Raw genomic sequence first — 23,170 nt, 5'->3', positions numbered from 1 at the left:
AGGTATGGCTTTCTGGCAAGATCAATGGCGAATTTACTCAGTGTTTTCCCTGCGAAATAATTGACGGCTATAGGGTGTGATCTGGAGAATTAGAAGTTGCAGTATGTTCCCGAGCGAAAGCAGGACGGCTGCGCAGACCCGCCCATCCACCAACGAAAGAGGACGATGTCCAACCGGCACCTTGCCCACCTGCCATCGCACGTGGCGCCGTCGATCCCGATGCCCGCGACGCATCTCTACCGCAACCTCGAGATCTCGGCGCTGCGCTACCCGGACAAGGCCTGCGTGGTCTTCTACGACAACGCCGTGAGCTATGCGCGCTTCCAGCGCGAGACCGAGCGCATCGCGGCCTGGCTGCAGCAGGTCGGCGGCGTGGCGCGCGGCGACCGGGTGCTGCTCTACATGCAGAACAGCCCGCAGTTCATGCTGGCCTACTACGCCATCCTGCGCGCCGACGCGGTGGTGGTGCCGGTGAACCCGATGAACCTCGCGCAGGAGCTGCGGCACTGCGCGAGCGACAGCGGCGCGAAGGTCGCGTTCGCGTCGCAGGAATTGCTGGCGCGCATCCAGCCGCTGCTGGGCCACGAGCTGGCGCACCTGGTGGTGGCCAGCTACAGCGACTACCTGCATGAGCCCACCAGCCTGCCGGTGCCCGATTTCGTGGCCGAGCCGCGGCGTGCGCTGTCCGAGGCCGACATCGCCGCGGGCGCCGTCGCCTGGTCGGACGTGCTCGCGGCCGCGCGCGAACCCGCGCCGCTGGCCGGCGGCCCCGACGACCTCTGCGTGATGCCCTACACCTCGGGCACCACCGGCCTGCCCAAGGGCTGCATGCACACGCACCGCAGCACCATGGTCAACACCGTCTCGGGCGGGCTCTGGTATTCGGGCAACCAGGGCTCGGTGACGCTGTCGGTGTTGCCGATGTTCCATGTCACGGGCATGCAGAGCGGGCTCAACGGCACCATCTACAACGGCGCCACCACGGTGCTGCTGCCGCGCTGGGACCGCGACGCGGCCGCCCGGTGCGTGCAGCGCTACGGCGTCACGAGCATGGCGCTGATCACCGCGATGGTGATCGACTTCATGGCCAACCCGCGGCTCGACGACTACAAGCTCGGCAGCCTGCGGCGCATCGGCGGCGGCGGCGCGGCGATGCCGCGCGCGGTGGCCGAGCAGATGAGCGAGCGGCTGGGCCTGAGCTATGGCGAGGGCTACGGCATGTCGGAGACCATGGCCGCCACGCACATGAACCCGCCGCAGGCGCCGAAGGCGCAGTGCCTGGGCATCCCGATCTTCGACGTCGACGCGCGCGTGGTCGATCCGCAGACGCTGGCCGAGCTGCCGCCGGGCGAGGTCGGCGAGATCGTGGTGCACGGGCCGCAGCTGATGCGCGGCTACTGGAACAACCCCGAGGCCACGCGCCAGGCCTTCGTCGAGATCGACGGCCAGCCCTTCCTGCGCACCGGCGACCTGGGCCGCACCGACGAGGAGGGCTACTTCTTCTTCACCGACCGGCTCAAGCGCATGATCAACGCGGCCGGCTTCAAGGTCTGGCCGGCCGAGGTCGAGGCGCTGCTGCACCAGCATCCGGCGGTGCAGGAGGCCTGCGTGATCGCGGTCAGCGACGCGCGGCGCGGCGAGACCGTGAAGGCGCTGCTGGTGCTGCGCCCGGCCTTCGTGGACAAGATCGGCGCGCAGGAGATCGTCGACTGGTCGCACGCCAACATGGCGGCCTACAAGATTCCGCGCATCGTGGAGTTCGTGGCCAGCCTGCCGAAGTCGGGCACGGGCAAGGTGCAGTGGCGCGAGCTGCAGGAGCGCGAGAACGCGCGCGCCGCGGCGGCCTGACGCGGCCGCCGGCGCGGCGCCGGGCTCAGTCCAGCGCCCGCGCCATCGCCCAGGCCTGCTCGGCCAGCGGCCGCGCGCGCCGGCCGGCCTCGAGCGCCTTCGCATTCGAGGCATTGCCCGCGAGCGCCCGCGCCATGATCCCCTGCAGGATCCCCACCAGCCGGAACATGTTGAACACGAGGTAGTAGTTCCAGTCGCGCGCGCTCACCGCGTCGGGCGCGCGGCCGCTGCGCTCGAGGTAGCGCCGCAGGTGCTCGGCCTCGGAGGGAATGCCCAGCGCGGCCAGGTCCGCGCCCGCGAGGCCGCGCGAGTGGCCGCCCATGCGCCAGCTCATGCAGTGGTAGGCGAAGTCCGCCAGCGGATGGCCCAGCGTCGACAGCTCCCAGTCGAGCACCGCGAGGATGCGCGGTTCGTCCGGATGGAAGATCACGTTGTCGATGCGGTAGTCGCCATGGACGATGCGCGTTTCGTCGCCCGCGGGAATGTGCCGCGGCAGCCACTCGATCAGCCGGTCGGCCGCCTCGATGGTCTCGGTCTCGGCGGCGCGGTACTGGCGCGTCCAGCGCGCCACCTGCCGCTCGATGTAGTGGCCGGGCTTGCCATGGTCGGCCAGGCCCACGGCCAGCGGGTCGACGCGGTGCAGCTCGGCGATCACGCGGTTGAGCTCGTCGTAGTGCGCCGCGCGCGCGGCCGGGTCCATGCCGGGCAGCGCCGGGTCCCAGAGGATGCGGCCCTCGACGCAGTCCATCAGGTAGAAGTCGGTGCCGATCACCGACGGGTCCTGGCACAGCGCGAGAGGCCGCGCCACCGGCACCGGCGTGGCGGCCAGCGCGCGGATCGCGCGGTACTCGCGGTCCACCGCGTGGGCCGAGGGCAGGAGCACGCCCGGCGGCTTGCGCCGCATCACGTAGCGGCGTCCGCCCGCGCTCAGGCGGAAGGTCGGGTTCGACTGGCCGCCCTTGAACTGCTCGACCGCCAGCTCGCCCTCGAAGCCTTCCACGTGCGCACGCATGAAGGCCGCGAGCGCGGCCACGTCGAAGGCATGCTGCGGCGCGACCTCGCGCGTGCCGGTGAAGCTGTCGGTGTCCTGCGATGCGCTCATCGTCGCGCTCCCGCTCAGTAGCCGCGCAGCCGCGCCAGGCGGTCGGCGTGGAAGTCCGCGTCGCCCCACAGCTCCTGCAGCACGCGCGCGCGCTTCATGTAGAGGCCGGCGTCGAACTCGTCGGTCATGCCCATGCCGCCATGCATCTGCACGGCCTCCTGCACCGCGAGCGTGGCGGTGCTGCCCGCGCGCGACTTGGCGATGGAGGCGGCGGCCGCGGCCTCGGCCCCACCGGCGGCCAGCGTCTGCTGGGCATGGACCAGCGCGGCGCGCGTGATCGCGAGTTCGGTGCACAGCAGGGCGGCACGGTGCTGCAGCGCCTGGAATTCGCCGATGGCGCGGCCGAACTGCCGGCGTTCCTTGAGGTAGGCCAGCGTGCGCTCGAAGGCGGCCTCGGCCAGCCCGAGCAGCTCGGCCGCGGCCGCGACGCGGCCCGCGTCGAGTGCGGCCTCGATCGCGGCCGCCGCGCCATGCGCCTCGCCCAGCAGCGCGGCCGCCGGCAGCGCGACGCCGTCGAGGACCAGCCGCGCCGTCGGCCGCGCATCGACCATCGCCACGCGCTCGACCGCGAGGCCGGCGGCATCGGCCGGTACCAGGAACAGGCTGGGGCCCGGCGCTTGCGGCGCGCGCGCTGACACCACGAAGGCATCGGCCGCATGGCCGTCGACCACGAAGCACTTGGCGCCGTCGAGCCGCCAGCCCTCGGCCGCGGGCTGCGCGCGCAGTTCGATGCACGCGGGGTCGTGCTTGCTGCGCTCGTCGAAGGCCGGCGCCACGATGCGTTCGCCCGAAGCGATGGCCGCGAGCCATTCGGCCTGCTGCGCCGGGCTGCCCGCGCGCATCAGTGCGGTGGCCGCGACCACGCCCGAGGCGAGGAAGGGCGAGGCCGTGAGCTGGCGGCCGATCTCCTCCATCACCACGCCGGCCTCGACCGCGCCGAGGCCCAGGCCGCCGTGCGCCTCGGGCACCAGCACGCCCGTGTAGCCCATGCCGGCGAAGCGCGCCCAGAGCTCGCGGCAGAAGCCGTCGTGGTCGTTCGCGTCGCGCAGCCGGCGCAACTGCGCGACGGGGCCGTTCTCGGCGATGAAGCCGCGCGCGCTGTCGCGCAGCAGGGTCTGTTCTTCGGTCAGGACGAGCGGCATCGCCGGGGTTCCTCGCGGTGTCGGTGAAGGAAGAGAGGGGTCAGGCGTCGGGCAGCGCGAGCAGGCGCTTGGCGATCACGTTGAGCTGCACCTCGCTGGTGCCGCCCTCGATCGAGTTGCCCTTGGTGCGCAACCAGGCCCGCGCGTGCGCGCCATGCTGCGAGCGTTCGCTGTCCCACTCGAGCGCATCGCTGCCGCCGGCGGCCATCAGCAGTTCGAAGCGCCGCTTGTTGAGCTCGGCGCCGTAGAACTTCAGCACCGACGAGAAGGCCGGATGCACGCCGTGCTCGCCGCCGCCTTCGGCGTTGCGAGCCAGGTCGCCGGTGCGCGCCATCGCGAGCCGGAACGCGGCCTCGTCGACCTCGAAGGCCGCGATGCGCGCGCGCAGCAGCGGGTCGGCGAGGCGGCCACCTTCGTCGAGCCCGAGCCACTGCGCCGCCAGCTCGCCCATCGGCCGCGGCGCCGCGCGGTCGCCGATGGCGCCGATCATTTCGCGCTCGTGCGTCAGCAGGTACTTGGCCACGGTCCAGCCGGCGTTGAGCTCGCCGACCACGTTGTGCTTCTCGACCCGCACGTCGTCGAAGAAGGTCTCGCAGAACGGCGACTTGCCCGAGATCAGCCGGATCGGCCGCGTGCTCACGCCCGGCGTCGCCATGTCGAACAGCACGAAGCTGATGCCGGTGTGCTTCTTCGCGCCGGGGTCGGTGCGCACCAGGCAGAAGATCCAGTCGGCCTGGTCGGCATAGCTGGTCCAGATCTTCTGGCCGTTGACGACGAAGTGGTCGCCGCGGTCCTCGGCGCGCGTCTGCAGCGAGGCCAGGTCGGAGCCGGCATTGGGTTCGGAGTAGCCCTGGCACCAGCGGATCTCGCCGCGCGCGATGCGCGGCAGGTGCTCGCGCTTCTGCGCTTCGGTGCCGAACTTCAGCAGCGCCGGGCCGAGCATCCAGATGCCGAAGCTCTGCAGCGGCACGCGGCAGCCGAGCGAACGCATCTCCTCGGCCAGCACGCGTGCCTGCGCGGCATCGAGGCCGCCGCCGCCGTAGTCGCGCGGCCAGGCCGGCACGGTCCAGCCGCGCTCGGCCATGCGCGCGAGCCACAGGCGCTGCGCCTCGGACCGGAAGCGGAAATGGCGTCCGCCCCAGCAGACCTCGTCCTCGCCGCGCGCGGGCGTGCGCATCTCGGGCGGGCAATGGGCTTCGAGCCAGGCGCGGGTTTCGGCGCGGAAGTCGTCGAGCGAGGACATGGCCCGCTTCCTCAGCAGGTCACGCCGCCGTCGATGACCAGGCTCTGCCCGGTCATGAAGGCGCCGGCCCGCGAGGCCAGGAACACGGCCGCGCCCGCGATCTCGTCGGGGTCGCCGATGCGCCGCAGCGGCGTGCTCTCGGTGCGGCGGCGCAGGTTCTCGGGATCTTCCCAGAGAGCGCGCGCGAAGTCGGTCCTGATCAGGCCCGGCGCGATGCAGTTCACGCGCACGTTGTGCGGCCCGTACTCCACCGCGAGGTTGCGCGCGAGCTGGAAGTCGGCCGCCTTCGAGACGTTGTAGGCGCCGATCACGGGCGAGCCGCGCAGGCCGCCGATCGACGAGACGATGATGATCGAGCCTTCCCTGCGCTCGATCATCTGCGGCGCCGCGAAGTTGATCAGCCAGTGGTTGGCGATCACGTTGTTCTCGAGGATCTTGCGGAACTGGTCGTCCTCGATGCCGGCCAGCGGGCCGTAGTAGGGGTTCGAGGCGGCGTTGCACACCACGATGTCGACGCGCCCGAGCTGGCGCGTGGTCTCCTCGACCAGGTGGCGCAACTCCTCCTTCGACGAGATGTTGGCCGGGATCGAGATCGCCGCGCCCGCGCCGTGCGCGGCGTTGATGGCGTCGCGCACCTCGGCGCAGGGCTCGGGCTTGCGCGACGAGATCACGACCTTCGCGCCGTGCTCGGCCAGGCGCTCGGCGATGGCGCGGCCGATGCCGCGCGAGGAACCCGTGACGATGGCCACCTTGCCGGCCAGCGAGAACAAGGACATGGTTTCGTGTCTCCTCGAAATGGTCAGTTCGCGTAGCGCCCGTACTCCATGCGGGCGATGGAGCGGTTGTGCACCTCGTCGGGTCCGTCGGCCAGCCGCATGGTGCGCATGCTGGCGTACTGCTTGGCCAGGCCGAAGTCGGTGGTGACGCCGGCCGCGCCATGGGCCTGGATCGCCATGTCGATGATGCGCAGCGCGGTGCGCGGCGCCGCCACCTTGATCATCGCGATCTCCAGCCGCGCCACCTTGTTGCCCACGCGGTCCATCAGGTCGGCCGCCTTGAGGCACAAGAGGCGCGTCATCTCGATGTCGATGCGGGCCTCGGCCACGCGCTGCTCCCACACCGACTGGTCGGCGATGCGCTTGCCGAAGGCGGTGCGCGACTGCAGCCGGCGCACCATCTTCTCGAGCGCCACCTCGGCGCCGCCGATCGAGCGCATGCAGTGGTGGATGCGCCCCGGGCCGAGCCGGCCCTGCGCGATCTCGAAGCCGCGGCCCTCGCCGAGCAGCAGGTTCGCCGCCGGCACGCGCACGTCGCGGAACACCACCTCGGCATGGCCGTGCGGCGCGTCGTCGAAGCCGAACACCGGCAGCATGCGCACGATCTCGATGCCGGGCGTGTCCAGCGGCACCAGGATCTGCGACTGCTGCGAATGGCGCGGCGCCTCGGGGTCGGTCTTGCCCATCACGATGGCGATCTCGCAGCGCGGATCGCCCACGCCCGAGGACCACCACTTGCGGCCGTTGATCACGTAGTGGTCGCCGTCGCGGCGGATCGAGGTCTCGATGTTGGTGGCGTCGGAGGAGGCCACGTCGGGCTCGGTCATCAGGAAGGCCGAGCGGATCCGGCCCTCGAGCAGCGGCTGCAGCCAGCGCTTCTTGTGTTCCTCCGTGCCGTAGCGGATCAGCACCTCCATGTTGCCGGTGTCGGGCGCCGAGCAGTTGAAGACCTCGGAGGCGAAGCCGACCTTGCCCATCTCCTCGGCGCAGACGGCGTACTCGAGATTGGTGAGGCCGGCGCCCTTGTAGGGGCTGTCCTGCGGCACCGAATCGAGCGGCAGGAACAGGTTCCACAGTCCGGCCTCGCGCGCCTTGGCCTTGAGCTCCTCCACGATCGGCACGACCTGCCAGCGGTTCTCGCCGAAGCCCTGCATCTGCGCCATGTAGGTGGGCACGGCGGGATAGACGTGCGCCTTCATGAACGCGATCACGCGATCGCGCCAGTGCACTTGCTTGTCGGACAGGGTGAAGTCCACGACGGTCTCCTCTTTTTTCGTTCGTCGGATCCGGCGGATGCCGGGCCCGGCGACGATAGCAGGGGAGTCGCTTCCATACAAACCGGTAATTCTAAAATTGTGGAACATAGGTGACTCGTATGGCTGGTTCTGTTTGAATTCCGCATACTTATTATTCGATTCATGCGCGCCCGTCCTCGCGAGACTGGGGCGTGCCCGGGCGGAGCCCGGCATAATCGCGGCCCACCGCCCCACCCGCCGCCGAAGAAGCCTGCCCCCATGACCGCCGTCACCGCCCGCGAGCCGCAGACCGCGCGTTTCCAGGAAAAGCGCGATGCCATCCTCAACGCGGCCGCGGCGCAGTTCAATGCGCAGGGCGTCAAGGGCGCGACCCTGGCCGGCATCGCGGCCAGCGTGGGCCTGGTGACCAACAGCGTCACCTACTACTACCGCAAGAAGGAAGACCTGGCCGCGGCCTGCTTCCTGCGCGCCATCGCGCTGTTCGACGCCATCGCCGAGGCCGCGGCGCGCGAGGCCACGGTGGCGGCGCGGGTGCGTGCCTTCCTGGCGGGCCATGCCGCGCTGCTGGCGGCGGTGGCGCTCGGCGAGCATCCGCCGGTGGTGGCCTTCAGCGACGTGCGCGCGCTGCCGAGCCCGCAGCTCGAGACCGTGCACACCGCCTACACCGGCATGTTCCGCCGCGTGCGCGGCCTGTTCAAGGACGACACCACGGCGCACTGGCCGCGCGAGATGCGCAATGCGCGCACCCACCTGCTGCTGTCGCTGGTGCACTGGCTGCCGGCCTGGTTCGGCCGCTACGAGGAGGCGCAGTACCCGCGCATGGTGGAGCGCGTGGCCGACATCGCGCTGCACGGGCTGGGTGCACCGGCGGCGCGATGGGAGGAGGCGGCGGCGCTGTCCGAGGAGACCGTGCTGCACGCGCCGACCGACAACGCCGCGATGGATGCCTTCCTGCGCGCGGCCACCGCGCTGCTCAACGAGCAGGGCTACCGCGGCGCCTCGGTCGACAAGATCTCGGCGCGGCTCAACGTCACCAAGGGTTCGTTCTATCACCACAACGACAACAAGCTGGACCTGATCTCGGCCTGCTTCGAGCGCACCTTCCAGGTCATCCGCCGGGCCTTCGATCTCGCGGAGGCGTCCGGCGACAGCGGCTGGCAGCGCGCGGGCCTGGCGGCGCGCATGCTGGTGCGCTTCCAGCTCTCGGCCGAGGGGCCGCTGCTGCGCCTGTCGTCGACCAGCGCGCTGCCCGAGGCGGCCGACCGCGCGCGCGTGCACAAGACGCTGCAGCAGCGCATCGAGCGCATGGCGGCGATGCTGGTCGACGGCCTGGTCGACGGATCGGTGCGGCCGCTCGACGCCGCGATCGCGGCGCAGCTGGTGGTGGGTCTGATCAACGGCGCGGCCGAGCTGCACCGCTGGGTGCCCGACGCGAGCGAGGCCTCGGTGGTCGAGCTCTACGTGCGGCCGATCTTCATGGGGCTGCTCAGCGAGGCCTCCGCCACCGCCTGACGGCGCTCACATGCGCGCGCGGTGCGCCTCGTAGCCGGGCTCGAGTTCCACGTCCATCGACTGCAGGAAGCGGCTCACGCAGACATAGAAGCTCGCGGTCAGCACCAGTTCGACCACGGCCGCGTCGTCGAAGCCGAGGGTCTTGAGCTGCGCCACGGTGTCCGCCGAGGCCGAGGGGCCGCGCGTGACCTCCTCGGCCAGCTGCAGCACCGCGCGTTCGTCGGCATCGAAGAGATCGCTGTCGCGCCAGTGCGCGAGCGCGTCGATCCGCGCCTCGCTCACGCCGGCTTCGGTGGCCATCGGCAGGTGATGGGCCCATTCGTAGGCGGTGCCCGAGAGCTGCGCGCCGCGCAGGATCATCAGCTCGCGCAGCGGCCGCGGCGTCTTCGCGTTCAGGCGCAGCGGCCATGCGAAGTCGAGCCAGCCGCGGAACAGCTCGGGCGCGGTGCCCAGCACGCGGTAGAGATGGGGCAGGTGGAAGTCCGGCCCGCGCGCCGCGCGCACGCGCTCGAACAGCGCGGCGGCGCCGGGGTCTTCGGGATGCTCGGGCAGCAGGGGAACGCGGGGCATGGGCGGGGTCCTCGGTCGGTGGATGTCAGGCGGCGCGGGTGTCGGGCCGCAGGCCGGGCGAGGGCGCGTTGCCGGCCGTGGTGCCGGCGTCGACCGGCAGGATCACGCCCGTGACCCAGCGTGCCTCGTCGCTCGCGAGGTAGGCCACGGCCTGGCCCACGTCCCAGCCCGAGCCCTCGGTCTGCAGCAGCGAGCGCTTGCGGCGCTGCTCGCGCACCTCGGGCGTCATGCGGCCCGCGACCATCGGCGTGTAGACCATGCCGGGCGCCACGCAGTTGACGCGGATGCCCTCGACGCCGTGGTGCGCGGCCATGGCGCGGGTCATGTTGACCACCGCGCCCTTCGAGGTCGGATAGAGCAGGGCCGGCGTGCCGCCGATCAGGCCCGCGACCGAGGCGATGTTGACGATGGCGCCGCGGTTCAGCTTGCGCATCTCGGGGATCGCGTACTTCGCCATCAGCATCATCGAGGTGACGTTGACGCGCAGCGCATGGTCCCAGGCCTCGAGGTCGAGGTCGACCGCGTTGCCGGCCGGCCCGCCGATGCCGACGTTGTTGACCAGGATGTCGACCCGGCCCCAGGCCTCGACCGCATGGGCCACGGCCTGGCGGCATTGCGCGGCGTCCGAGACGTCGCAGCCCAGGGCGAGCGTGCTGCCGCCCTCGGCCGCGATCATGCGTTCGGTCTCGCGCGCGCACTCGGGCTGCGCATCGAGCAGCAGCACGCGCGCGCCGCGGCGCGCGAGCAGGATCGCGGCGGCGCGGCCGTTGCCGATCTCGGCGCTGCGCGAGCCGGCGCCGGTGACGATCGCGACGCGGCCTTCGAGGCTGCTGCTGGCGGCCTCGGCATGGGGTGTGGGGGCGGTGGAGGTGTTCACGTTGCGGGCACGAGGCCGGGGACGATGGAGGGCGTGGTCGGCAGCTTAAGTCGCGAGGCCCGTGTCGAAGAACGGTGTTTCTCCCAGGGTGAATCGTTTCATTGAAAGGTGTAGGAGCGATGCGTCGAACAGCGTGGAGGGCGGGTCAGGCCGCGCGCTTGCGCGGCTTCGGGGCCGTCGGCGCCGGCACCGGCCCGCACGAGCCGCGCAGCACGAACTGCGTGGGCGCGAGCACGCGGCGCGGCGGCGCGTCGGGCGCCTCGCGCATGCGCTCGAGCAGCATCTTCACGCCGTCCTCGGCCGCGCGGTCGAGGTTCACCGTCACGCTGCTGATCGGCGGGCGGTGGCTGCGCGCGAAGTCGGGGTCGCCCATGGTGACCAGCGAGATGTCCTGCGGAATGCGCAGGCCCTGCGCGGCGATGGCGTTGAGCACGTCGGCCAGCACGCTGGTGCCGAGGGTGACGAGCGCGGTCGGGCGCGGCGTGCCTTCGAGCAGCTGCGTGACCGCGTCGAAGGCGGGGCTGGTGGAGGTCGGCAGCCGCACGATGTGCCCCGGTTGCGCGGCCAGGCCGCTGGCCTCGAGGCCGGCCGTGAAGCCCTCGATGCGGCGGCGCATCGGCCGGTTCTGCATGTCGGCCACCACCAGGCCCATCTCGCGATGGCCCAGGCCCGCGAGGTGCATCACGGCCTCCTTCATGCCGCGCGGATGGTCGAACAGCAGCTGGTCCTGCGCCACGTCCATGTCGCGGTCGAGGATCACGGCCGGGATGCCGAGCTTCTCGACCGCCTCGAGCACCGCCGGGTCGCGCTCGTTGCCCGGCGCGATGATCACGCCGTCCATGCGGCGGCTCTGGAACATCGAGAGGATCTCGAGCTCCCATTGCGGATCGTTGAGGCTGTTGGCCAGCAGCACCATGTAGCCGGCCTTGCGCAGCTTGGCCTCGAAGGTGCGGTAGAGCTTGGCGTAGAGCGGGTTGGCGACGTCGGTGAACATGCAGCCCACCGTGTGCGAGCTGCGCGAGCGCAGCGTCTGCGCCGCATGGTTGAGCCGCCAGTCGAGCTCGCGCATCGCGCGCTCCACGCGCTCGCGCAGCGCGGGGCTCACGTTCTCGACCTTGTTGATCACGCGCGAGACGCTGCCCAGCGACACGCCCGCGAGGGTGGCCACGTCCTTGATGCTTGCCTTGCCGGCCTTGGGGTTCATGCGCAGTGCGGTGCTCGTGCCCGAAAGCGCGAGATTCTAGGGGCCGGCTCAGCGCGCCGCGGGCGCCACCATGCGCTGCAGGAAGGGCTGGCGCGCGAACACCGCGTCGCGCGGACCGGCGTCGACCACGCGGCCGGCCTCCATCAGCACCACCGCGTCGAAGCGCTCGAGCAGGCTCAGCCGGTGCACCGAGGCCACCACGCAGGCGCGCGGGAAGGCCTGCGCGATGCGCTCGAGCACGCGTGCCTCGGTGGCGGCGTCGAGCGCGCTGGTGGGTTCGTCGAGCAGCAGCAGCGAGCTGCCCTGGGCCGCGAGCACGCCGCGCGCCAGGCACAGCCGCTGGCGCTGGCCGCCCGAGAGGTTGAAGCCACGCTCCGACACCGCCGTGTCGAGGTCGCCGTGGGTGGCGGCCAGCACCTCGTCGAAAGTGCTCGCATGCAGCGCGGCGCGCAGCGCGTCGTCGTCGAAGGGCAGGCCGAAGGCGAGGTTCTCGCGCACGCTGGCCTCGAACAGCTCGGTCTCCTGCGGGATCAGCGTGGCGAGGCGGCGCAGCTGCGTCCAGTCGGCGGGCTGGCCGTCGAGCGCGAGCGTGCCGCCCTGCGGCGCATAGAGGCCCGCGAGCACGCGCAGCAAGGTGCTCTTGCCGCCGCCGCTCGGGCCGACCAGCGCCACGCGTTCGCCGCGCCGCAAGGCGAGCGACACCGCGTGCAGGCCGCCGCGCGGGCGTTCCTCGCCGGGGACGGTCGGGGCGGGCGCGTTGCCGCGCGGCGCGTAGTTCCAGTCCAGCGCATCGATGGCCAGCGTCTGCCAGACGGCCTCGGCATCGATGCGTTCGGCCGCGGGCACCTGCTCGGGCGGCGTGGCCAGCGAGTCGCCCTTCGGCGCCTCCCAGATCGGCGCCGCGCTGCCGTAGTCGGTGTGCATGCGCGCGAAGAAGCTGAAGTTGGCCGCCACCGAGGTGACCACGCCCGCGGCCTGCTGCGCGTACTGGTAGATCATGAACACGCCGCCCAGCATCACCGCCTGGCCCGGCGCGCGCGACTGCCAGACGTAGATCACCACCAGCCCCCAGGTCAGCGCCAGGCCCATCAGGTCGACCGCGAACCACTTGCCCTCGTTGAGCACCACGGTGCGCTTCAGCGGCTCGGACACCGCGCGCATGCGCCGGCGCAACAGCAGCCGCGAGGCGCCCCGCAGCCGCAGGCCGATCACGGTCGAGGCATTGCCGAGGAAGTCGAGCAGCGCCGCCACGTAACGGCGGTCGGCGTCGTTCTCGGTGCGCGCCAGCCGCATCAGCGCGCGGTCGATGCGCAGGATCACGACCGCGATCAGCACGTAGCCCGCGAGCGCGGTGGCGCCGCTGATGCGCGACAGCAGCGCCAGCGCCACCAGCGGCCCGACGAAGTTGACGACGTTGGTGAGCCAGATGAACTGGTTCTGCGCGAAGTCCGACAGCGCGCGGCTGGCCTGGTGCACCCGGTGCTGCAGCTCGCCCGAGTGATGGCCGTCGTGCCAGGCCAGCGGCGCGGCGGCGATGCGCGCATAGAGCTGGTCGGCCAGGGTCTCGCGCACCTTCACGCCCACGTTGCGTTCGAGGATGCGGCCCGGCCCGTGCAGCGCCCAGGCGCCCACGTAGACGCCGGCCAGCGTGGCGATCCAGCGGCCGGCGCCACCGAAGTCGCCGCGCTGCAGCGCATTGATGGCCTGGCCCGCGAGATAGGGCAGGGTGAGGCGGATCAGCTGCGAGCTGGCCAGCAGCGCGGTGGCGCCCAGCAGCTGGGCGCGCGCGCCGGCGGCGAAATGCCACAGGGCTGCATAGAGTTCGCGGATGGCGCTGCCGGGCCGGGTGCTCGTGGATTGCATGGGGGCAGTGTGCCCAAGGCGGGCCGCCGTCCGGCGTAGGAGCGCGGCACGCACGCGTCGCTGATCCGCAACGAGGCGATGCAAAAGTAACTTTATGTATGGTTAAATCCGCCGCAACTTACGCGAAGTAGAGGACGAGGGGATCCCATGAAGCTGCTGTTGAGCCTTGCGTGCGCGGTCGTGGCCCTGGCCGGCTGCGTGAGCACGCCGCCGACGCCGACCGAGCCCGGAACCGGCCGCGGCCTGTCCTACGTGCCGAAGGTCGCGATGCAAGGCGTGGACCGTGTCCGCTACGACGCCGACGTGGCCGAATGCCGCACGGCCGCCACGCGCATCACCGCGCGCAACGAGGACAACGACTGGATGTGGGCCGCCTTCGGCCTGGGCCTGATCACGGTGCACGGCCAGGGCATCGCGGGCGCCGCGGCCTGGACCGGCCTCGCCGCCGTCATCGTCGACATGAACTCGCGCCCGCCCGAGTCGGTGATCGCCGAGCACCAGCAGATCGCCGTCGTGCACTGCATGGCCAAGCGCGGCTACCGCAACCTCGACCCGAACGTGCGCGACAGCTTCTATGCCTACGGCTACTCGCCGGTCGAGTCGTTCGCGCCGCGGCGCACCGGCGTCGACACCTACAACGTCGAGCGGATCGCGAAGAACGGCCGCTGCAACCTGCAGCCGCGCGCCGAACTCACGGCCAAGGGCCCGGGCTACGAGGCCTATACCGTGCCCTGCGAGAACGGCGGCACCTGGGCCGTGCGCTGCGAGTTCGGCCAGTGCCGCGTGCTGGCGCAGGCGCCGGTCCGGCGCTCCTGAGGCGGCTTCCCGCCGGCCAAGAAAAAGCGGCGCCTCGAGCGCCGCTTTTTCTTTGGGTCAGGCTCAACGCCAGACGTAGTGACCGCGCACGTAGCGGCCATGCTCGCGATGCGCGGGCACCCAGACCTTGTGCTTGCGGTGGACCGGCGCCATGTGCGGCCGGTCGTAGCCCGGGCCGGGATGCGGCTGCGCCAGGGCGGCGCCGGAGGACGCGAGCAGGCCGAGAGCGGCCGCGAGGATGAAGAGGGTCTTTTTCATGTTGGAGTCCTTCATGGGAGTGGATGCGCGGCGAAGCACCGTCGCAGGGGCTTCGATCCGCACGGTGGAACCTTAGTTCGCTTCGGTGACGGCGCCGCGTAGGCGCTCGCGCAGTCCGCGCGCGGGCGCTCGGCCCTTGAGCGCGTGCAGCTCAGTTCACGACCAGCCCGCGCAGCGCGGGGTCGGCCGGCGGCGGCTTCAGGTCCATCTCGTGCAGGGTCTTCACCAGCAGCTCGGCGATCATGAGGTTGCGGTGCCGCTTGCTGTTGGCCGGGATCACGTGCCAGGGCGCATGCGCGCTCGAGGTCGCGGCCAGCGCCTTGTCGTAGGCGCGCTGGTAGGCATCCCACTTGGTGCGCACCTCGAGGTCGGCCATGCTGAACTTCCATTCCTTGCCGGGCGTGTCGATGCGCGCCTGCAGCCGCTGGCGCTGCTCCTCCTTGTCGATGTGCAGCATGCACTTCACGATGGTGGTGCCGGTCTCCACGAGCAGGCGTTCGAAGTCCTCGATCTGCGCATAGCGGCGCTTCGTTTCGGCCTTGTCGATCCAGCCTTCGACCACCGGCACCAGCACGTCCTCGTAGTGGCTGCGGTTCCACACCATGACCTCGCCGGTGCGCGGCACCACGGCATGGCAGCGCCACAGGTAGTCGTGCGCGCGCTCCTCGTCGTTGGGCGCCTTGAAGGCGCTCACGCGCACGCCCAGCGGCGAGGTGCGCGAGAACACCCAGCGCACGGTGCCGTCCTTGCCGCTGGTGTCCATGCCCTGCAGCACCACCAGCAGCTTGCGGCGGCCTTCGGCATGCAGCAGGTTCTGCAGCTCGTCGAGCTCGATCGCCAGGGCGTCGAGGCGGTCGCGCTGCGCGGCCTCGTTGCCCTTGAGGAAGGGCGTGTCGCCGGGATCGATGCGGGAAAGCTGGAACTTGCTGCCGACGCGGTACTTCTTGAAGCTGGCCATGGCCTGCGGTCTCCGTTGAATGAACGAAGGCCACAGGGTACGCGATGCGCGCGCCGTGGCTGTCAGCGCTCGTCGGGATCGATCGAGGCGCTCCAGCGGCTGTCCCACTCGGCATGGCGCGCCGCGTCGTCGAGCACGCGCCGGTCGCGCTTGGTCGGGCGGCCCTGCTCGATGGCGAGCGCGGGCTCGCTGCCCATGCGGCGCTGCTCGCGGAAGGCGGCCTGCGCCGCCAGGCTCTCGGGCGTTTCCTCGTAGAGCTGCTGGGCCACCGGCGCCGGGCCGCGCTGGCCGCTGAGGCCGCGCACGGTGACGGTGCGCGTCAGCGGGCCGAGCCGCATCGCGACCGCGTCGCCAACCTTGACCTCGCGCGAGGCCTTGGCGACGTCGCCGTTCACCAGGATGCGGTTCTTGCCGATCTCCTCGGCCGCCAGCGAGCGGGTCTTGAAGAAGCGGGCGGCCCAAAGCCATTTGTCGATGCGAAGACGATCCATAAATCAGGAGGTGTGCCGGTCCAGGGGCAGGTGCACGACGGCGTCGAGCCCGGCGATATTGTCCCGCGTGTCGGGGCCCGTGCGGTTGTCGAGCGCGATCCGGCCGTCGAGCGCGAGCACGATCTCGCGGCAGATCGCGAGGCCCAGGCCCGAGCCGCTGGCGCTGTCGCCGGCCGAGAAGGGCGCGAACAGCCGCCGCCGCAACTCGGCGGAGATGCCCGGGCCGCTGTCGCGCACCCGCAGCATCGCCTCGCCGGCCTCGGCGCGCACCGCCACCGAGAGCGCGCCCCCGGCCGGTGTTTGCTTGATCGCGTTGTGCAGCAGGTTGCGCGTGAGCTCCTGCAGCATCCAGCGGTGGGCGCGCACCGGCACCGGCTGGTCGGCATCGAGCTCGAAGTCGAGCGCCTTGTCGGCGATCAGCGGCGACAGGTCGAGCACGATCTGGCGCGCCACCTCGGCCAGGTCGAGCCGCACCGACTCGGGCTGCTGGCGCAACTGCTCGACCTTGGCCAGCGACAGCATCTGGTTGGCCAGCGCGGTGGCGCGGTCCACGGTCTGGGCGATCTCGACCAGCGCCTGCTCGGGCGCCAGGTCGCCGCGCCGGGCCGACTGCACCTGCGCCTTGAGCACCGCCAGCGGGGTGCGCAGCTGGTGCGCGCTGTCGCGCACGAAGCGCTTCTGGTGGTCGAGCAGCCGCTGCAGCCGCCCCATGACCTCGGTGGTGGCATCGATCAGCGGACGCAGCTCGCGCGGCGCATCGGGCGCGTCGATCGGCGACAGGTCGTCGGCGGCGCGCCGCTCGATCGCCTCGCCGAGCTGGCGCACCGGCCGGGTCGCGCGCTGCACCACGAACACGGTGACGGCCGCGATCACGCCCATCAGCAGCAGTTGGCGCCACAGCGTGTCGAGCAGCAGCTTGCGCACCAGGGTCTCGCGCAGCTCCAGGGTCTCGGCCACCTGCACCACGGCCATGCCGCGGCCGCGCGCGCTGGCCACCGGCTGCAAGAGCACCGCCACGCGGACCGGCTGGTCGCGAAAGCGCGCGTCGTAGAAGTCGACCAGCGCGGCGTAGGGCGTGCGATCGGGAATGCGGCCGTGCCAGAACGGCAGCTCGCCGAAGCCCGAGATCATCTCGCCGTGCAGCGTGGAGACGCGGTAGAAGAGCCGGCTGCGGTTGTCGGCCTCGAAGGCCTCGAGCGCCGAGTAGGGCACGATCGCGCGCAGCTCGGCCTGCTCGTCGTAGCCCGCCACGTCGAGCTGCTCGCCGATGGTCTTGGCCGAGGCCAGCAGCGTGCGGTCGTAGGCGGTGGTGGCGGCGGCCAGGCTCTGGCGGTAGAGGCTCACGCTGTTGATCACGATCAGCAGCGCGACCGGCGCGAGGATGCCGAACAGCAGCCTCGCGCGCAGCGACAGGTTGGTCGTCATGACTCCGCGCGAAGCAGGTAGCCGAGCCCGCGCAGCGTCATCAGCGCGGCGCCGGTGCCCACGAGCTTCTTGCGCAGCCGGTACACCACCACCTCGACCGCCTCGTACTGCACGTCGGTCTCGCCGGGGAACACGAGCTCGAACAGCCGTTCCTTGGTGACGGCATGGCCGGGCTTCATCATCAGCGCCTTGAGCAGCGCGAGTTCGCGCGGCGTGAGTTCGAGCACCTCGGCGCGGTGGTAGATGGCGCCGCTGTCGGGCTCGAAGCGCAGGCCGCCGACCTCCTGCGGGTTGAGCACCGGGTCGGGCCCGGCGTTCTGGTTGCGCCGGCGCAGCGCGCGGATGCGGGCCTCGAGCTCGTCGAGATCGAAGGGCTTGGGCAGGTAGTCGTCGGCGCCGGCGTTCAGGCCGACGATGCGGTCGCCCACGGTGCCGCGCGCGGTCAGCAGCAGCACGGGCGTGCGCAGGCCCTCGGCGCGCGCCTGCGCCAGCACCTGCAGGCCGTCGAGGTTCGGCAGGCTCAGGTCGAGCGCCACCACGTCGGGCTCGACCGCGCGCCAGTGCGCGAGCGCGAGCGCGCCGTCGCCGCACACGCGCACGTCGATCTTGCTACGCGCGAGGCTGCGCTGCAGCGTGACCTGCATCGAGGGATCGTCTTCGACCAGCAGCAACTTCATGGATCGGGGCGGCCGGCGGGGCGCGCGCGCAAGGCTTGGAAAGGGACTCGGAAGTGGGCCTGGAAGAGGGCTCGGGGCGGGGAGCGGGCTTCGGTGTTTTCCCCAGTCCGCCGGACAGCCAACTGACAGCGGGGCGGCGCATGATAGCGGCTCAGGTCCTAGTCAGGTTCCGTTCTTTCCCCTCAGGAGACACCAACGATGCGTCGCGATACCTTTTTGAAGTCCCTGGCCGCGCTGGCCGCCGCTGGCGCGCTGCCGCTGTCGGCGCGCGCCGCCGCCAACGTCAAGATGATGATTCCCGCCAACCCCGGCGGCGGATGGGACACCACGGGTCGCGCGCTCGGCAAGGCACTGACCGATGCCAAGGTGGCCGACACGGTGGCCTACGACAACAAGGGCGGCGCCGCCGGCGCGCTGGGCCTGGCCCAGTTCGTCAACGGCTCCAAGGGCGACCCGAACGCGCTGATGGTCATGGGCTCGGTCATGCTGGGCGGCATCATCACCGGCAAGCCGCCGGTCAAGCTCGAGCAGGCCACGCCGATCGCGCGCATGACCACCGAATACAACGTCTTCGTGCTGCCCTCGAATTCGCCGTTCAAGACCATGAAGGACGTGGTCGAGCAGCTCAAGAAGGACCCGGGCAGCGTCAAGTGGGGCGGCGGTTCGCGCGGCTCCACCGAGCACATCGCCGCGGCCATGATCGCGCAGAAGGTCGGCGCCGATCCCTCGAAGATCAACTACGTGGCCTTCCGCGGCGGCGGCGAGGCCACCGCGGCCATCCTCGGCGGCAACGTCACCATCGGCGGCAGCGGCTACAGCGAGTTCGCCGAATACATCGCGGCCGGCAAGATGAAGCCCATCGCCGTCACCTCGGCTCAACGCCTGCCCGGCATCAACGTGCCCACGCTCAAGGAGCAGGGCATCGACGTCGAGATCGGCAACTGGCGCGGCGTGTACGGCGCGCCCGGCATCAGCGCCGAGCAGCGCAAGGCCCTGACCGACATGGTGCTGGCCGCGCTCAAGAGCGCCTCGTGGGCCGAGTCGCTCAAGAAGAACGACTGGACGCCGGCCGTGATCTCGGGCGACGCCTTCACCAAGTTCGTCGACGACGACTTCGCGAGCCTGCGCGCCATCATGGCCAAGTCCGGCATGGTCTGAGCGCCCGCTCTGCCCAGCCCACACGGCGCGCTGTCACTCACGACAGCGTGCCGTTTTCAAATCCAGCCCGTCTCGCTCGAATCCGGGAGCAGAAATGACAACACCACATCCCTCGATGGCGCCGCCCGAAGCGGGCGCCCCCCCCGCCGCGCCCTGGCCTCAAACCGCCGTCGGCATCGGCGTGCTGCTGACCGGCGCGGCGCTGGCCTTCGGCGCGATCGGCATCTCCTCCGAAGCCGGCTATGGCGGTGTCGGGCCCAACTTCCTGCCCTGGCTGGTGTCCATCGTGCTGATGGTCTGCGGCGCCTGGATCACCTGGGAGGCGCGCAGCGGCGGCTTTCGCGAACTCGAGGCGCCCTCGGGCGGCGACCGCGCCTACTGGCCCGGCTTCGTGTGGGTCTCGGCCGGGCTGCTGCTCAACGCGGCGCTGATCACCACCATCGGCTTCATCCTGAGCTGCGCGCTGTGCTACCTGCTCGCGGTGCAGGGCCTGCGCCGCGCGAGCGGCCAGCCGGCCGCCGGTTCGGCGCGCACCTGGGTGGTCGACTTCCTGACCGGCGCCGCGATTTCGGCGCCGGTGTTCTGGATGTTCACCAAGTTCCTGGCCATTAGCCTGCCGGGCCTCACTGCCACAGGGTGGATCTAACATGAACCCCCACGCTCATCACTTCGTGTATTCGCTGCCCCCCGGGGGGGCGCAGGCCTCCCTCGGGGCGGCCCAGCGGGAGGCCTGACATGGACATCTTCAACGCACTCCTGGCCGGCTTCGCGGCCGCGATCACCCCGATCAACCTGCTGTGGTGCCTCATTGGTTGCGCCCTGGGCACGGCCGTCGGCGTGCTGCCCGGCATCGGCCCCGCGGTGGCGGTGGCGATGCTGCTGCCGATCACCGGCAAGGTCGACATCACGGCCTCGATGATCTTCTTCTCGGGCATCTACTACGGCGCCATGTACGGCGGCTCGACCACCTCGATCCTGCTCAACACGCCCGGCGAAACCGCCAGCATGGTGACGGCGATGGAGGGCAACAAGATGGCCAAGAGCGGCCGCGCGGGCGCGGCGCTCGCCACCGCGGCCATCGGCTCCTTCGTCGCCGGCACCATCGCCACCGTGGTCGTCACGCTGTTCGCGCCCTTCGTGGCCGACTACGCGGTGCGGCTCGCGGCGCCCGAGTACTTCCTCCTGATGCTGCTGGCCTTCACCACCGTGAGCGCGGTGCTCGGCAAGAGCACGCTGCGCGGCATGACGGCGCTGTTCGCGGGCCTGGCGATCGGCTGCGTCGGCCTCGACCAGATCTCGGGCCAGGGCCGCTACACCGGCGACATGCCCGAGCTGCTCGACGGCATCGAGATCGTGCTGGTGGCCGTGGGCCTGTTCGCGGTGGCCGAGGTGCTCTACGCGGTGCTCTACGAAGGCCGCGTGGTCGAGGGGCAGAACAAGCTGACCCGGGTGCACATGACCGGGCGCGACTGGAAGCGCTCGATCCCGGCCTGGCTGCGCGGCGCGGCCATCGGCACGCCCTTCGGCTGCATCCCGGCCGGCGGCACCGAGATCCCGACCTTCCTGAGCTACGCCGCCGAGAAGAAGCTCGCGAAGGACGAGGAAGCGAAGAAGGAGTTCGGCACCGTCGGCGCGATCGAGGGCGTGGCCGGTCCCGAGGCCGCGAACAACGCCACCGTGACCGCGGCGCTGATCCCGCTGCTCACGCTCGGCATCCCGACCTCGAACACCACGGCCATCATGCTGGGTGCGTTCCAGAACTACGGCATCCAGCCGGGCCCGCAGCTGTTCACCACTTCGGCCGCGCTGGTCTGGGCGCTGATCGCCTCGCTCTACATCGGCAACCTCATGCTGCTGGTGCTGAACCTGCCGATGGTGGGCCTGTGGGTCAAGCTGCTGAAGATCCCGAAGCCGCAGCTCTATGCCGGCATCCTGATCTTCGCGACCGTCGGTGCCTACGGCATGCGCCAGAACACCTTCGACCTGTTCCTGCTCTATGCCATCGGCCTGCTGGGCGTGGTGATGCGGCGCTTCGACTTCCCGACCGCACCGGTGGTGGTCGGCATGATCCTGGGCCCGCTCGCCGAGGCCAACCTGCGCAACGCCATCGCGATGGGGCAGGGCAGCCCGGTGGTGTTCTTCCAGCGGCCCGAATCGATCGTGATCATCGTCGTGATCCTCGCCGTGTTGGTGCTGCCGCGCGTGGCCAAGCGCATGAGCGAGAAGAAGCTGGCGCGGCTGGCGGCCTCGGGCTGAGGCCGGTCTTTCTTCGACAAAGCGCCGCGGGCAGTGATGCCCGCGGCGCTTTTTTCTTTGGGTTGCCGCCCTGTGCACGAACACGAACGGTTTCAGAGGTCGGTCAAATTCCATAAAATGAGAACCATTCTTATTCGTTGATGGGTGCCCGGCACTCGTTGGAGGAGTGCCATGGCCGCGGCCGAATCCGCCTTGCAGCAGGAAGTCCGAAGCTTGTACAGCGACCATCACGGCTGGCTGCAGGGCTGGCTGCGCCGCCGCCTGGGCAATGCCTTCGATGCGGCGGACCTCGCGCACGACGTCTTCATCCGCCTGCTGGCGCGCAGGGAACCGGTCGCGATGAAGGAGCCGCGCGCCTACCTGTCGTCGGTGGCGCGCGGCCTGGTGATCGACCACTGGCGCCGCCGCGAGCTCGAGCAGGCCTGGCTCGAAACGCTGGCGCAAATGCCCGAGGCCACCGCGCCCTCGCCCGAGCAGCGCCTGCTGATCCTCGAGGCGCTGGTCGAGATCGACCGCATGCTCGACACGCTCAAGCCCGCCGTGCGCACGGCCTTCCTGCTGGCCCAGTTCGACGGCCTGAGCTGCCGCGAGATCGGCGAGCGGCTGGGCGTGTCGCTGGCCACGGCCGAGCGCTACGTGGCGAAGGCGCTGCGCGCCTGCTACGCGTTCCGCTTCGAGGCATGAGCGCCGCGCCGGGCCGCCCCAAGCAAGCTCGCACCGCAGTGCGAAGCACGAAGGTATTTCGATGAGCACTGTTTTGCCCGACAGCGTGATCGACGCCGCCATCCTGTGGTCGGTGCGGCTGGCCCATGGCGAACCCACCCCGAAGATGCGGCGCGCGCACGCGCAATGGCTGGCGGCCGATCCGCGCCATGCGCAGGCCTGGCAGCGCGTCGGCGACCTGCGGTGCGGCTTTGCCGGCATGCCGGCCGGCCCCGCGCGCGACACCCTGCAGGCCGCGCAGCTGCACCGGCAGCAGCGCGGCCGCCGTGCCGCGCTCAAGCTGCTGTCGCTGGCCGGCGTGGCGCTGGGCGCGGGCTGGCTGCTGCGCGAGCACGCGCCCTGGCAGCGCCTGCTGGCCGATGCCAGCACCGGCACCGGCGAGCAGCGCACCCTGCGGCTGGCCGACGGCACGACGCTGGTGCTCAACACCGACAGCGCGGTCAGCACCGACCTGAACGGCGAGCGCCGCCTCGTGGTGCTGCGGCGCGGCGAGATCATGGTCAACACCGGCGACGATGCCGGCGCCGCCGCGAAGCGCCTATTCTGGGTCTACACGCCGTTCGGCCGCATGCAGGCGCTGGGCACGCGCTTCGTGGTGCGCATCGACGAACGGCGCGCGCGCGTCAGCGTGCAGCAGGGCGCGGTGGCGCTGCACCCGGGCGACGGTCCGGCCGAGGCCGTGGTGCAGGCGGGCCAGAGCCGCTGGCTCGCCGAATCGGGCAGCTCGCCGGCCGCCAGCCGCGGCTTCGACGAGGACGGCTGGGTCGACGGCGTGATCGCCGGCCGGAACATCCGCATGGCCGATCTGCTGGCCGAGCTCGGCCGCTACCGCCATGGCGTGGTGCTGTGCGATCCGGCCGTGGCCGAGCTGCGCGTCTCGGGCGTGTTCCATGTGCGCGACAGCGATCGCGCGCTGCAGTTCCTCGCGCAGACGCAGCCGATCTCGGTGCGGCTGCGCACGCGCTACTGGGTCTCGGTCGGCCCGCCGGCCTGAACGGGCCTTTCAGAAAAATTT

Annotated in this window: 22 protein-coding genes; 8 read left to right on the top strand and 14 right to left on the bottom strand. The window is 71.0% G+C overall.

The window, feature by feature from the left end; translation table 11 throughout:
* Positions 1 to 165: 165 nt before the first annotated feature.
* Positions 166 to 1,848 carry a long-chain fatty acid--CoA ligase gene (locus AC1HIL_RS22685; RefSeq protein ID WP_479670046.1) on the top strand — a complete coding sequence of 561 codons (1,683 nt, stop codon included), beginning with the start codon at positions 166 to 168 and terminating at the stop codon, positions 1,846 to 1,848.
* Positions 1,849 to 1,873: 25 nt separating this feature from the next.
* Here AC1HIL_RS22685 and AC1HIL_RS22680 read toward each other — a convergent pair whose 3' ends face one another.
* Genes AC1HIL_RS22680 through AC1HIL_RS22660 form a run of 5 tightly spaced genes read right to left on the bottom strand, consistent with a single transcriptional unit; the run spans position 1,874 to position 7,367 of the window.
* A complete protein-coding gene (locus AC1HIL_RS22680) occupies positions 1,874 to 2,950 on the bottom strand; it encodes a phosphotransferase (RefSeq protein WP_261212774.1) in 1,077 nt (358 codons plus the stop codon).
* 14 nt (positions 2,951 to 2,964) lie between these two features.
* The gene (locus AC1HIL_RS22675; RefSeq protein WP_479670045.1) at positions 2,965 to 4,092 is read right to left on the bottom strand and encodes an acyl-CoA dehydrogenase family protein; all 1,128 of its coding nucleotides are present in this window, start codon (positions 4,090 to 4,092) and stop codon (positions 2,965 to 2,967) included.
* A 40-nt stretch (positions 4,093 to 4,132) separates the two neighbouring features.
* Complete coding sequence (locus AC1HIL_RS22670; RefSeq protein WP_479670044.1) at positions 4,133 to 5,335, bottom strand: acyl-CoA dehydrogenase family protein; 1,203 nt, start codon at positions 5,333 to 5,335, stop codon at positions 4,133 to 4,135.
* Positions 5,336 to 5,346: 11 nt separating this feature from the next.
* Positions 5,347 to 6,111 carry an SDR family NAD(P)-dependent oxidoreductase gene (locus AC1HIL_RS22665; RefSeq protein WP_057596516.1) on the bottom strand — a complete coding sequence of 255 codons (765 nt, stop codon included), beginning with the start codon at positions 6,109 to 6,111 and terminating at the stop codon, positions 5,347 to 5,349.
* A gap of 23 nt (positions 6,112 to 6,134) precedes the next feature.
* Positions 6,135 to 7,367, bottom strand: a complete 1,233-nt coding sequence (locus AC1HIL_RS22660; protein WP_057596515.1) for an acyl-CoA dehydrogenase family protein — start codon at positions 7,365 to 7,367, stop codon at positions 6,135 to 6,137.
* Between the two features lie 258 nt (positions 7,368 to 7,625).
* Here AC1HIL_RS22660 and AC1HIL_RS22655 point away from each other — a divergent pair, with 258 nt between their 5' ends.
* Positions 7,626 to 8,879: a TetR/AcrR family transcriptional regulator gene (locus tag AC1HIL_RS22655; RefSeq protein WP_057596514.1), complete on the top strand. Its 1,254-nt coding sequence runs from the start codon at positions 7,626 to 7,628 to the stop codon at positions 8,877 to 8,879.
* Positions 8,880 to 8,885: 6 nt separating this feature from the next.
* Here the strand turns inward: AC1HIL_RS22655 and AC1HIL_RS22650 are convergent, their stop codons facing one another.
* From AC1HIL_RS22650 to AC1HIL_RS22635, 4 genes are all read right to left on the bottom strand, one after another.
* The gene (locus tag AC1HIL_RS22650; protein ID WP_479670043.1) at positions 8,886 to 9,449 is read right to left on the bottom strand and encodes a carboxymuconolactone decarboxylase family protein; all 564 of its coding nucleotides are present in this window, start codon (positions 9,447 to 9,449) and stop codon (positions 8,886 to 8,888) included.
* 25 nt (positions 9,450 to 9,474) lie between these two features.
* Positions 9,475 to 10,326, bottom strand: coding sequence for an SDR family NAD(P)-dependent oxidoreductase (locus AC1HIL_RS22645; RefSeq protein WP_479670042.1), 852 nt, complete (start codon positions 10,324 to 10,326; stop codon positions 9,475 to 9,477).
* Positions 10,327 to 10,471: 145 nt separating this feature from the next.
* Complete coding sequence (locus AC1HIL_RS22640) at positions 10,472 to 11,530, bottom strand: LacI family DNA-binding transcriptional regulator (RefSeq protein ID WP_057596511.1); 1,059 nt, start codon at positions 11,528 to 11,530, stop codon at positions 10,472 to 10,474.
* 48 nt (positions 11,531 to 11,578) lie between these two features.
* Positions 11,579 to 13,393 carry an ABC transporter ATP-binding protein gene (locus AC1HIL_RS22635; protein WP_479670041.1) on the bottom strand — a complete coding sequence of 605 codons (1,815 nt, stop codon included), beginning with the start codon at positions 13,391 to 13,393 and terminating at the stop codon, positions 11,579 to 11,581.
* Between the two features lie 147 nt (positions 13,394 to 13,540).
* On the opposite strand from AC1HIL_RS22635, the gene AC1HIL_RS22630 reads away from it, so the two are divergent.
* On the top strand, positions 13,541 to 14,209 hold the full coding sequence (locus tag AC1HIL_RS22630) for a hypothetical protein (RefSeq protein WP_057596509.1): 669 nt from the start codon (positions 13,541 to 13,543) through the stop codon (positions 14,207 to 14,209).
* A gap of 63 nt (positions 14,210 to 14,272) precedes the next feature.
* On the opposite strand, the gene AC1HIL_RS22625 is transcribed toward AC1HIL_RS22630, so the two are convergent.
* The 5 genes from AC1HIL_RS22625 to AC1HIL_RS22605 all read right to left on the bottom strand — a co-directional run bounded on the left by AC1HIL_RS22625 (position 14,273) and on the right by AC1HIL_RS22605 (position 18,018).
* Positions 14,273 to 14,467 carry a hypothetical protein gene (locus tag AC1HIL_RS22625; protein WP_057598659.1) on the bottom strand — a complete coding sequence of 65 codons (195 nt, stop codon included), beginning with the start codon at positions 14,465 to 14,467 and terminating at the stop codon, positions 14,273 to 14,275.
* Between the two features lie 151 nt (positions 14,468 to 14,618).
* On the bottom strand, positions 14,619 to 15,425 hold the full coding sequence (locus tag AC1HIL_RS22620) for a PPK2 family polyphosphate kinase (RefSeq protein WP_057596507.1): 807 nt from the start codon (positions 15,423 to 15,425) through the stop codon (positions 14,619 to 14,621).
* Positions 15,426 to 15,487: 62 nt separating this feature from the next.
* The gene (locus AC1HIL_RS22615; protein ID WP_057596506.1) at positions 15,488 to 15,916 is read right to left on the bottom strand and encodes an RNA-binding S4 domain-containing protein; all 429 of its coding nucleotides are present in this window, start codon (positions 15,914 to 15,916) and stop codon (positions 15,488 to 15,490) included.
* 3 nt (positions 15,917 to 15,919) lie between these two features.
* Positions 15,920 to 17,341, bottom strand: coding sequence for a sensor histidine kinase (locus AC1HIL_RS22610; protein ID WP_296739673.1), 1,422 nt, complete (start codon positions 17,339 to 17,341; stop codon positions 15,920 to 15,922).
* Positions 17,338 to 18,018 (bottom strand): response regulator transcription factor, encoded by a 681-nt coding sequence (locus AC1HIL_RS22605; RefSeq protein WP_261212757.1) that lies wholly within the window; start codon positions 18,016 to 18,018, stop codon positions 17,338 to 17,340. Before AC1HIL_RS22605 ends, AC1HIL_RS22610 begins: the two co-directional genes overlap by 4 nt.
* Positions 18,019 to 18,216: 198 nt before the next feature.
* Here AC1HIL_RS22605 and AC1HIL_RS22600 point away from each other — a divergent pair, with 198 nt between their 5' ends.
* The 5 genes from AC1HIL_RS22600 (at position 18,217) to AC1HIL_RS22580 (ending at position 23,149) form a co-directional block, all read left to right on the top strand.
* Positions 18,217 to 19,176: a Bug family tripartite tricarboxylate transporter substrate binding protein gene (locus AC1HIL_RS22600; protein ID WP_057596503.1), complete on the top strand. Its 960-nt coding sequence runs from the start codon at positions 18,217 to 18,219 to the stop codon at positions 19,174 to 19,176.
* A gap of 94 nt (positions 19,177 to 19,270) precedes the next feature.
* Entirely contained in the window at positions 19,271 to 19,822 is a 552-nt protein-coding gene (locus tag AC1HIL_RS22595; protein ID WP_261212756.1) for a tripartite tricarboxylate transporter TctB family protein, read from the top strand.
* 89 nt (positions 19,823 to 19,911) lie between these two features.
* Positions 19,912 to 21,432 (top strand): tripartite tricarboxylate transporter permease, encoded by a 1,521-nt coding sequence (locus AC1HIL_RS22590; RefSeq protein WP_057596501.1) that lies wholly within the window; start codon positions 19,912 to 19,914, stop codon positions 21,430 to 21,432.
* Between the two features lie 171 nt (positions 21,433 to 21,603).
* The gene (locus AC1HIL_RS22585; protein ID WP_057596500.1) at positions 21,604 to 22,116 is read left to right on the top strand and encodes a sigma-70 family RNA polymerase sigma factor; all 513 of its coding nucleotides are present in this window, start codon (positions 21,604 to 21,606) and stop codon (positions 22,114 to 22,116) included.
* Positions 22,117 to 22,177: 61 nt separating this feature from the next.
* Positions 22,178 to 23,149 (top strand): FecR domain-containing protein, encoded by a 972-nt coding sequence (locus tag AC1HIL_RS22580; protein ID WP_479670040.1) that lies wholly within the window; start codon positions 22,178 to 22,180, stop codon positions 23,147 to 23,149.
* The last annotated feature ends 21 nt before the right edge of the window (positions 23,150 to 23,170 follow it).

The organism is Variovorax sp. ISS6 (assembly GCF_056523145.1).
The sequence above is the reverse complement of the archived record's forward strand: the minus strand, read 5'-3'. Positions and strand labels throughout refer to the sequence as shown.

Coding starts and splice junctions, on each gene's coding strand:
- AC1HIL_RS22685 (WP_479670046.1), top strand. CDS start 166: ATGTCCAACCGGCACCTTGCCCACCTGCCATCGCACGTGGCGCCGTCG.
- AC1HIL_RS22680 (WP_261212774.1), bottom strand. CDS start 2,950: ATGAGCGCATCGCAGGACACCGACAGCTTCACCGGCACGCGCGAGGTC.
- AC1HIL_RS22675 (WP_479670045.1), bottom strand. CDS start 4,092: ATGCCGCTCGTCCTGACCGAAGAACAGACCCTGCTGCGCGACAGCGCG.
- AC1HIL_RS22670 (WP_479670044.1), bottom strand. CDS start 5,335: ATGTCCTCGCTCGACGACTTCCGCGCCGAAACCCGCGCCTGGCTCGAA.
- AC1HIL_RS22665 (WP_057596516.1), bottom strand. CDS start 6,111: ATGTCCTTGTTCTCGCTGGCCGGCAAGGTGGCCATCGTCACGGGTTCC.
- AC1HIL_RS22655 (WP_057596514.1), top strand. CDS start 7,626: ATGACCGCCGTCACCGCCCGCGAGCCGCAGACCGCGCGTTTCCAGGAA.
- AC1HIL_RS22650 (WP_479670043.1), bottom strand. CDS start 9,449: ATGCCCCGCGTTCCCCTGCTGCCCGAGCATCCCGAAGACCCCGGCGCC.
- AC1HIL_RS22640 (WP_057596511.1), bottom strand. CDS start 11,530: ATGAACCCCAAGGCCGGCAAGGCAAGCATCAAGGACGTGGCCACCCTC.
- AC1HIL_RS22635 (WP_479670041.1), bottom strand. CDS start 13,393: ATGCAATCCACGAGCACCCGGCCCGGCAGCGCCATCCGCGAACTCTAT.
- AC1HIL_RS22630 (WP_057596509.1), top strand. CDS start 13,541: ATGAAGCTGCTGTTGAGCCTTGCGTGCGCGGTCGTGGCCCTGGCCGGC.
- AC1HIL_RS22625 (WP_057598659.1), bottom strand. CDS start 14,467: ATGAAAAAGACCCTCTTCATCCTCGCGGCCGCTCTCGGCCTGCTCGCG.
- AC1HIL_RS22620 (WP_057596507.1), bottom strand. CDS start 15,425: ATGGCCAGCTTCAAGAAGTACCGCGTCGGCAGCAAGTTCCAGCTTTCC.
- AC1HIL_RS22615 (WP_057596506.1), bottom strand. CDS start 15,916: ATGGATCGTCTTCGCATCGACAAATGGCTTTGGGCCGCCCGCTTCTTC.
- AC1HIL_RS22610 (WP_296739673.1), bottom strand. CDS start 17,341: ATGACGACCAACCTGTCGCTGCGCGCGAGGCTGCTGTTCGGCATCCTC.
- AC1HIL_RS22605 (WP_261212757.1), bottom strand. CDS start 18,018: ATGAAGTTGCTGCTGGTCGAAGACGATCCCTCGATGCAGGTCACGCTG.
- AC1HIL_RS22600 (WP_057596503.1), top strand. CDS start 18,217: ATGCGTCGCGATACCTTTTTGAAGTCCCTGGCCGCGCTGGCCGCCGCT.
- AC1HIL_RS22595 (WP_261212756.1), top strand. CDS start 19,271: ATGACAACACCACATCCCTCGATGGCGCCGCCCGAAGCGGGCGCCCCC.
- AC1HIL_RS22590 (WP_057596501.1), top strand. CDS start 19,912: ATGGACATCTTCAACGCACTCCTGGCCGGCTTCGCGGCCGCGATCACC.
- AC1HIL_RS22585 (WP_057596500.1), top strand. CDS start 21,604: ATGGCCGCGGCCGAATCCGCCTTGCAGCAGGAAGTCCGAAGCTTGTAC.
- AC1HIL_RS22580 (WP_479670040.1), top strand. CDS start 22,178: ATGAGCACTGTTTTGCCCGACAGCGTGATCGACGCCGCCATCCTGTGG.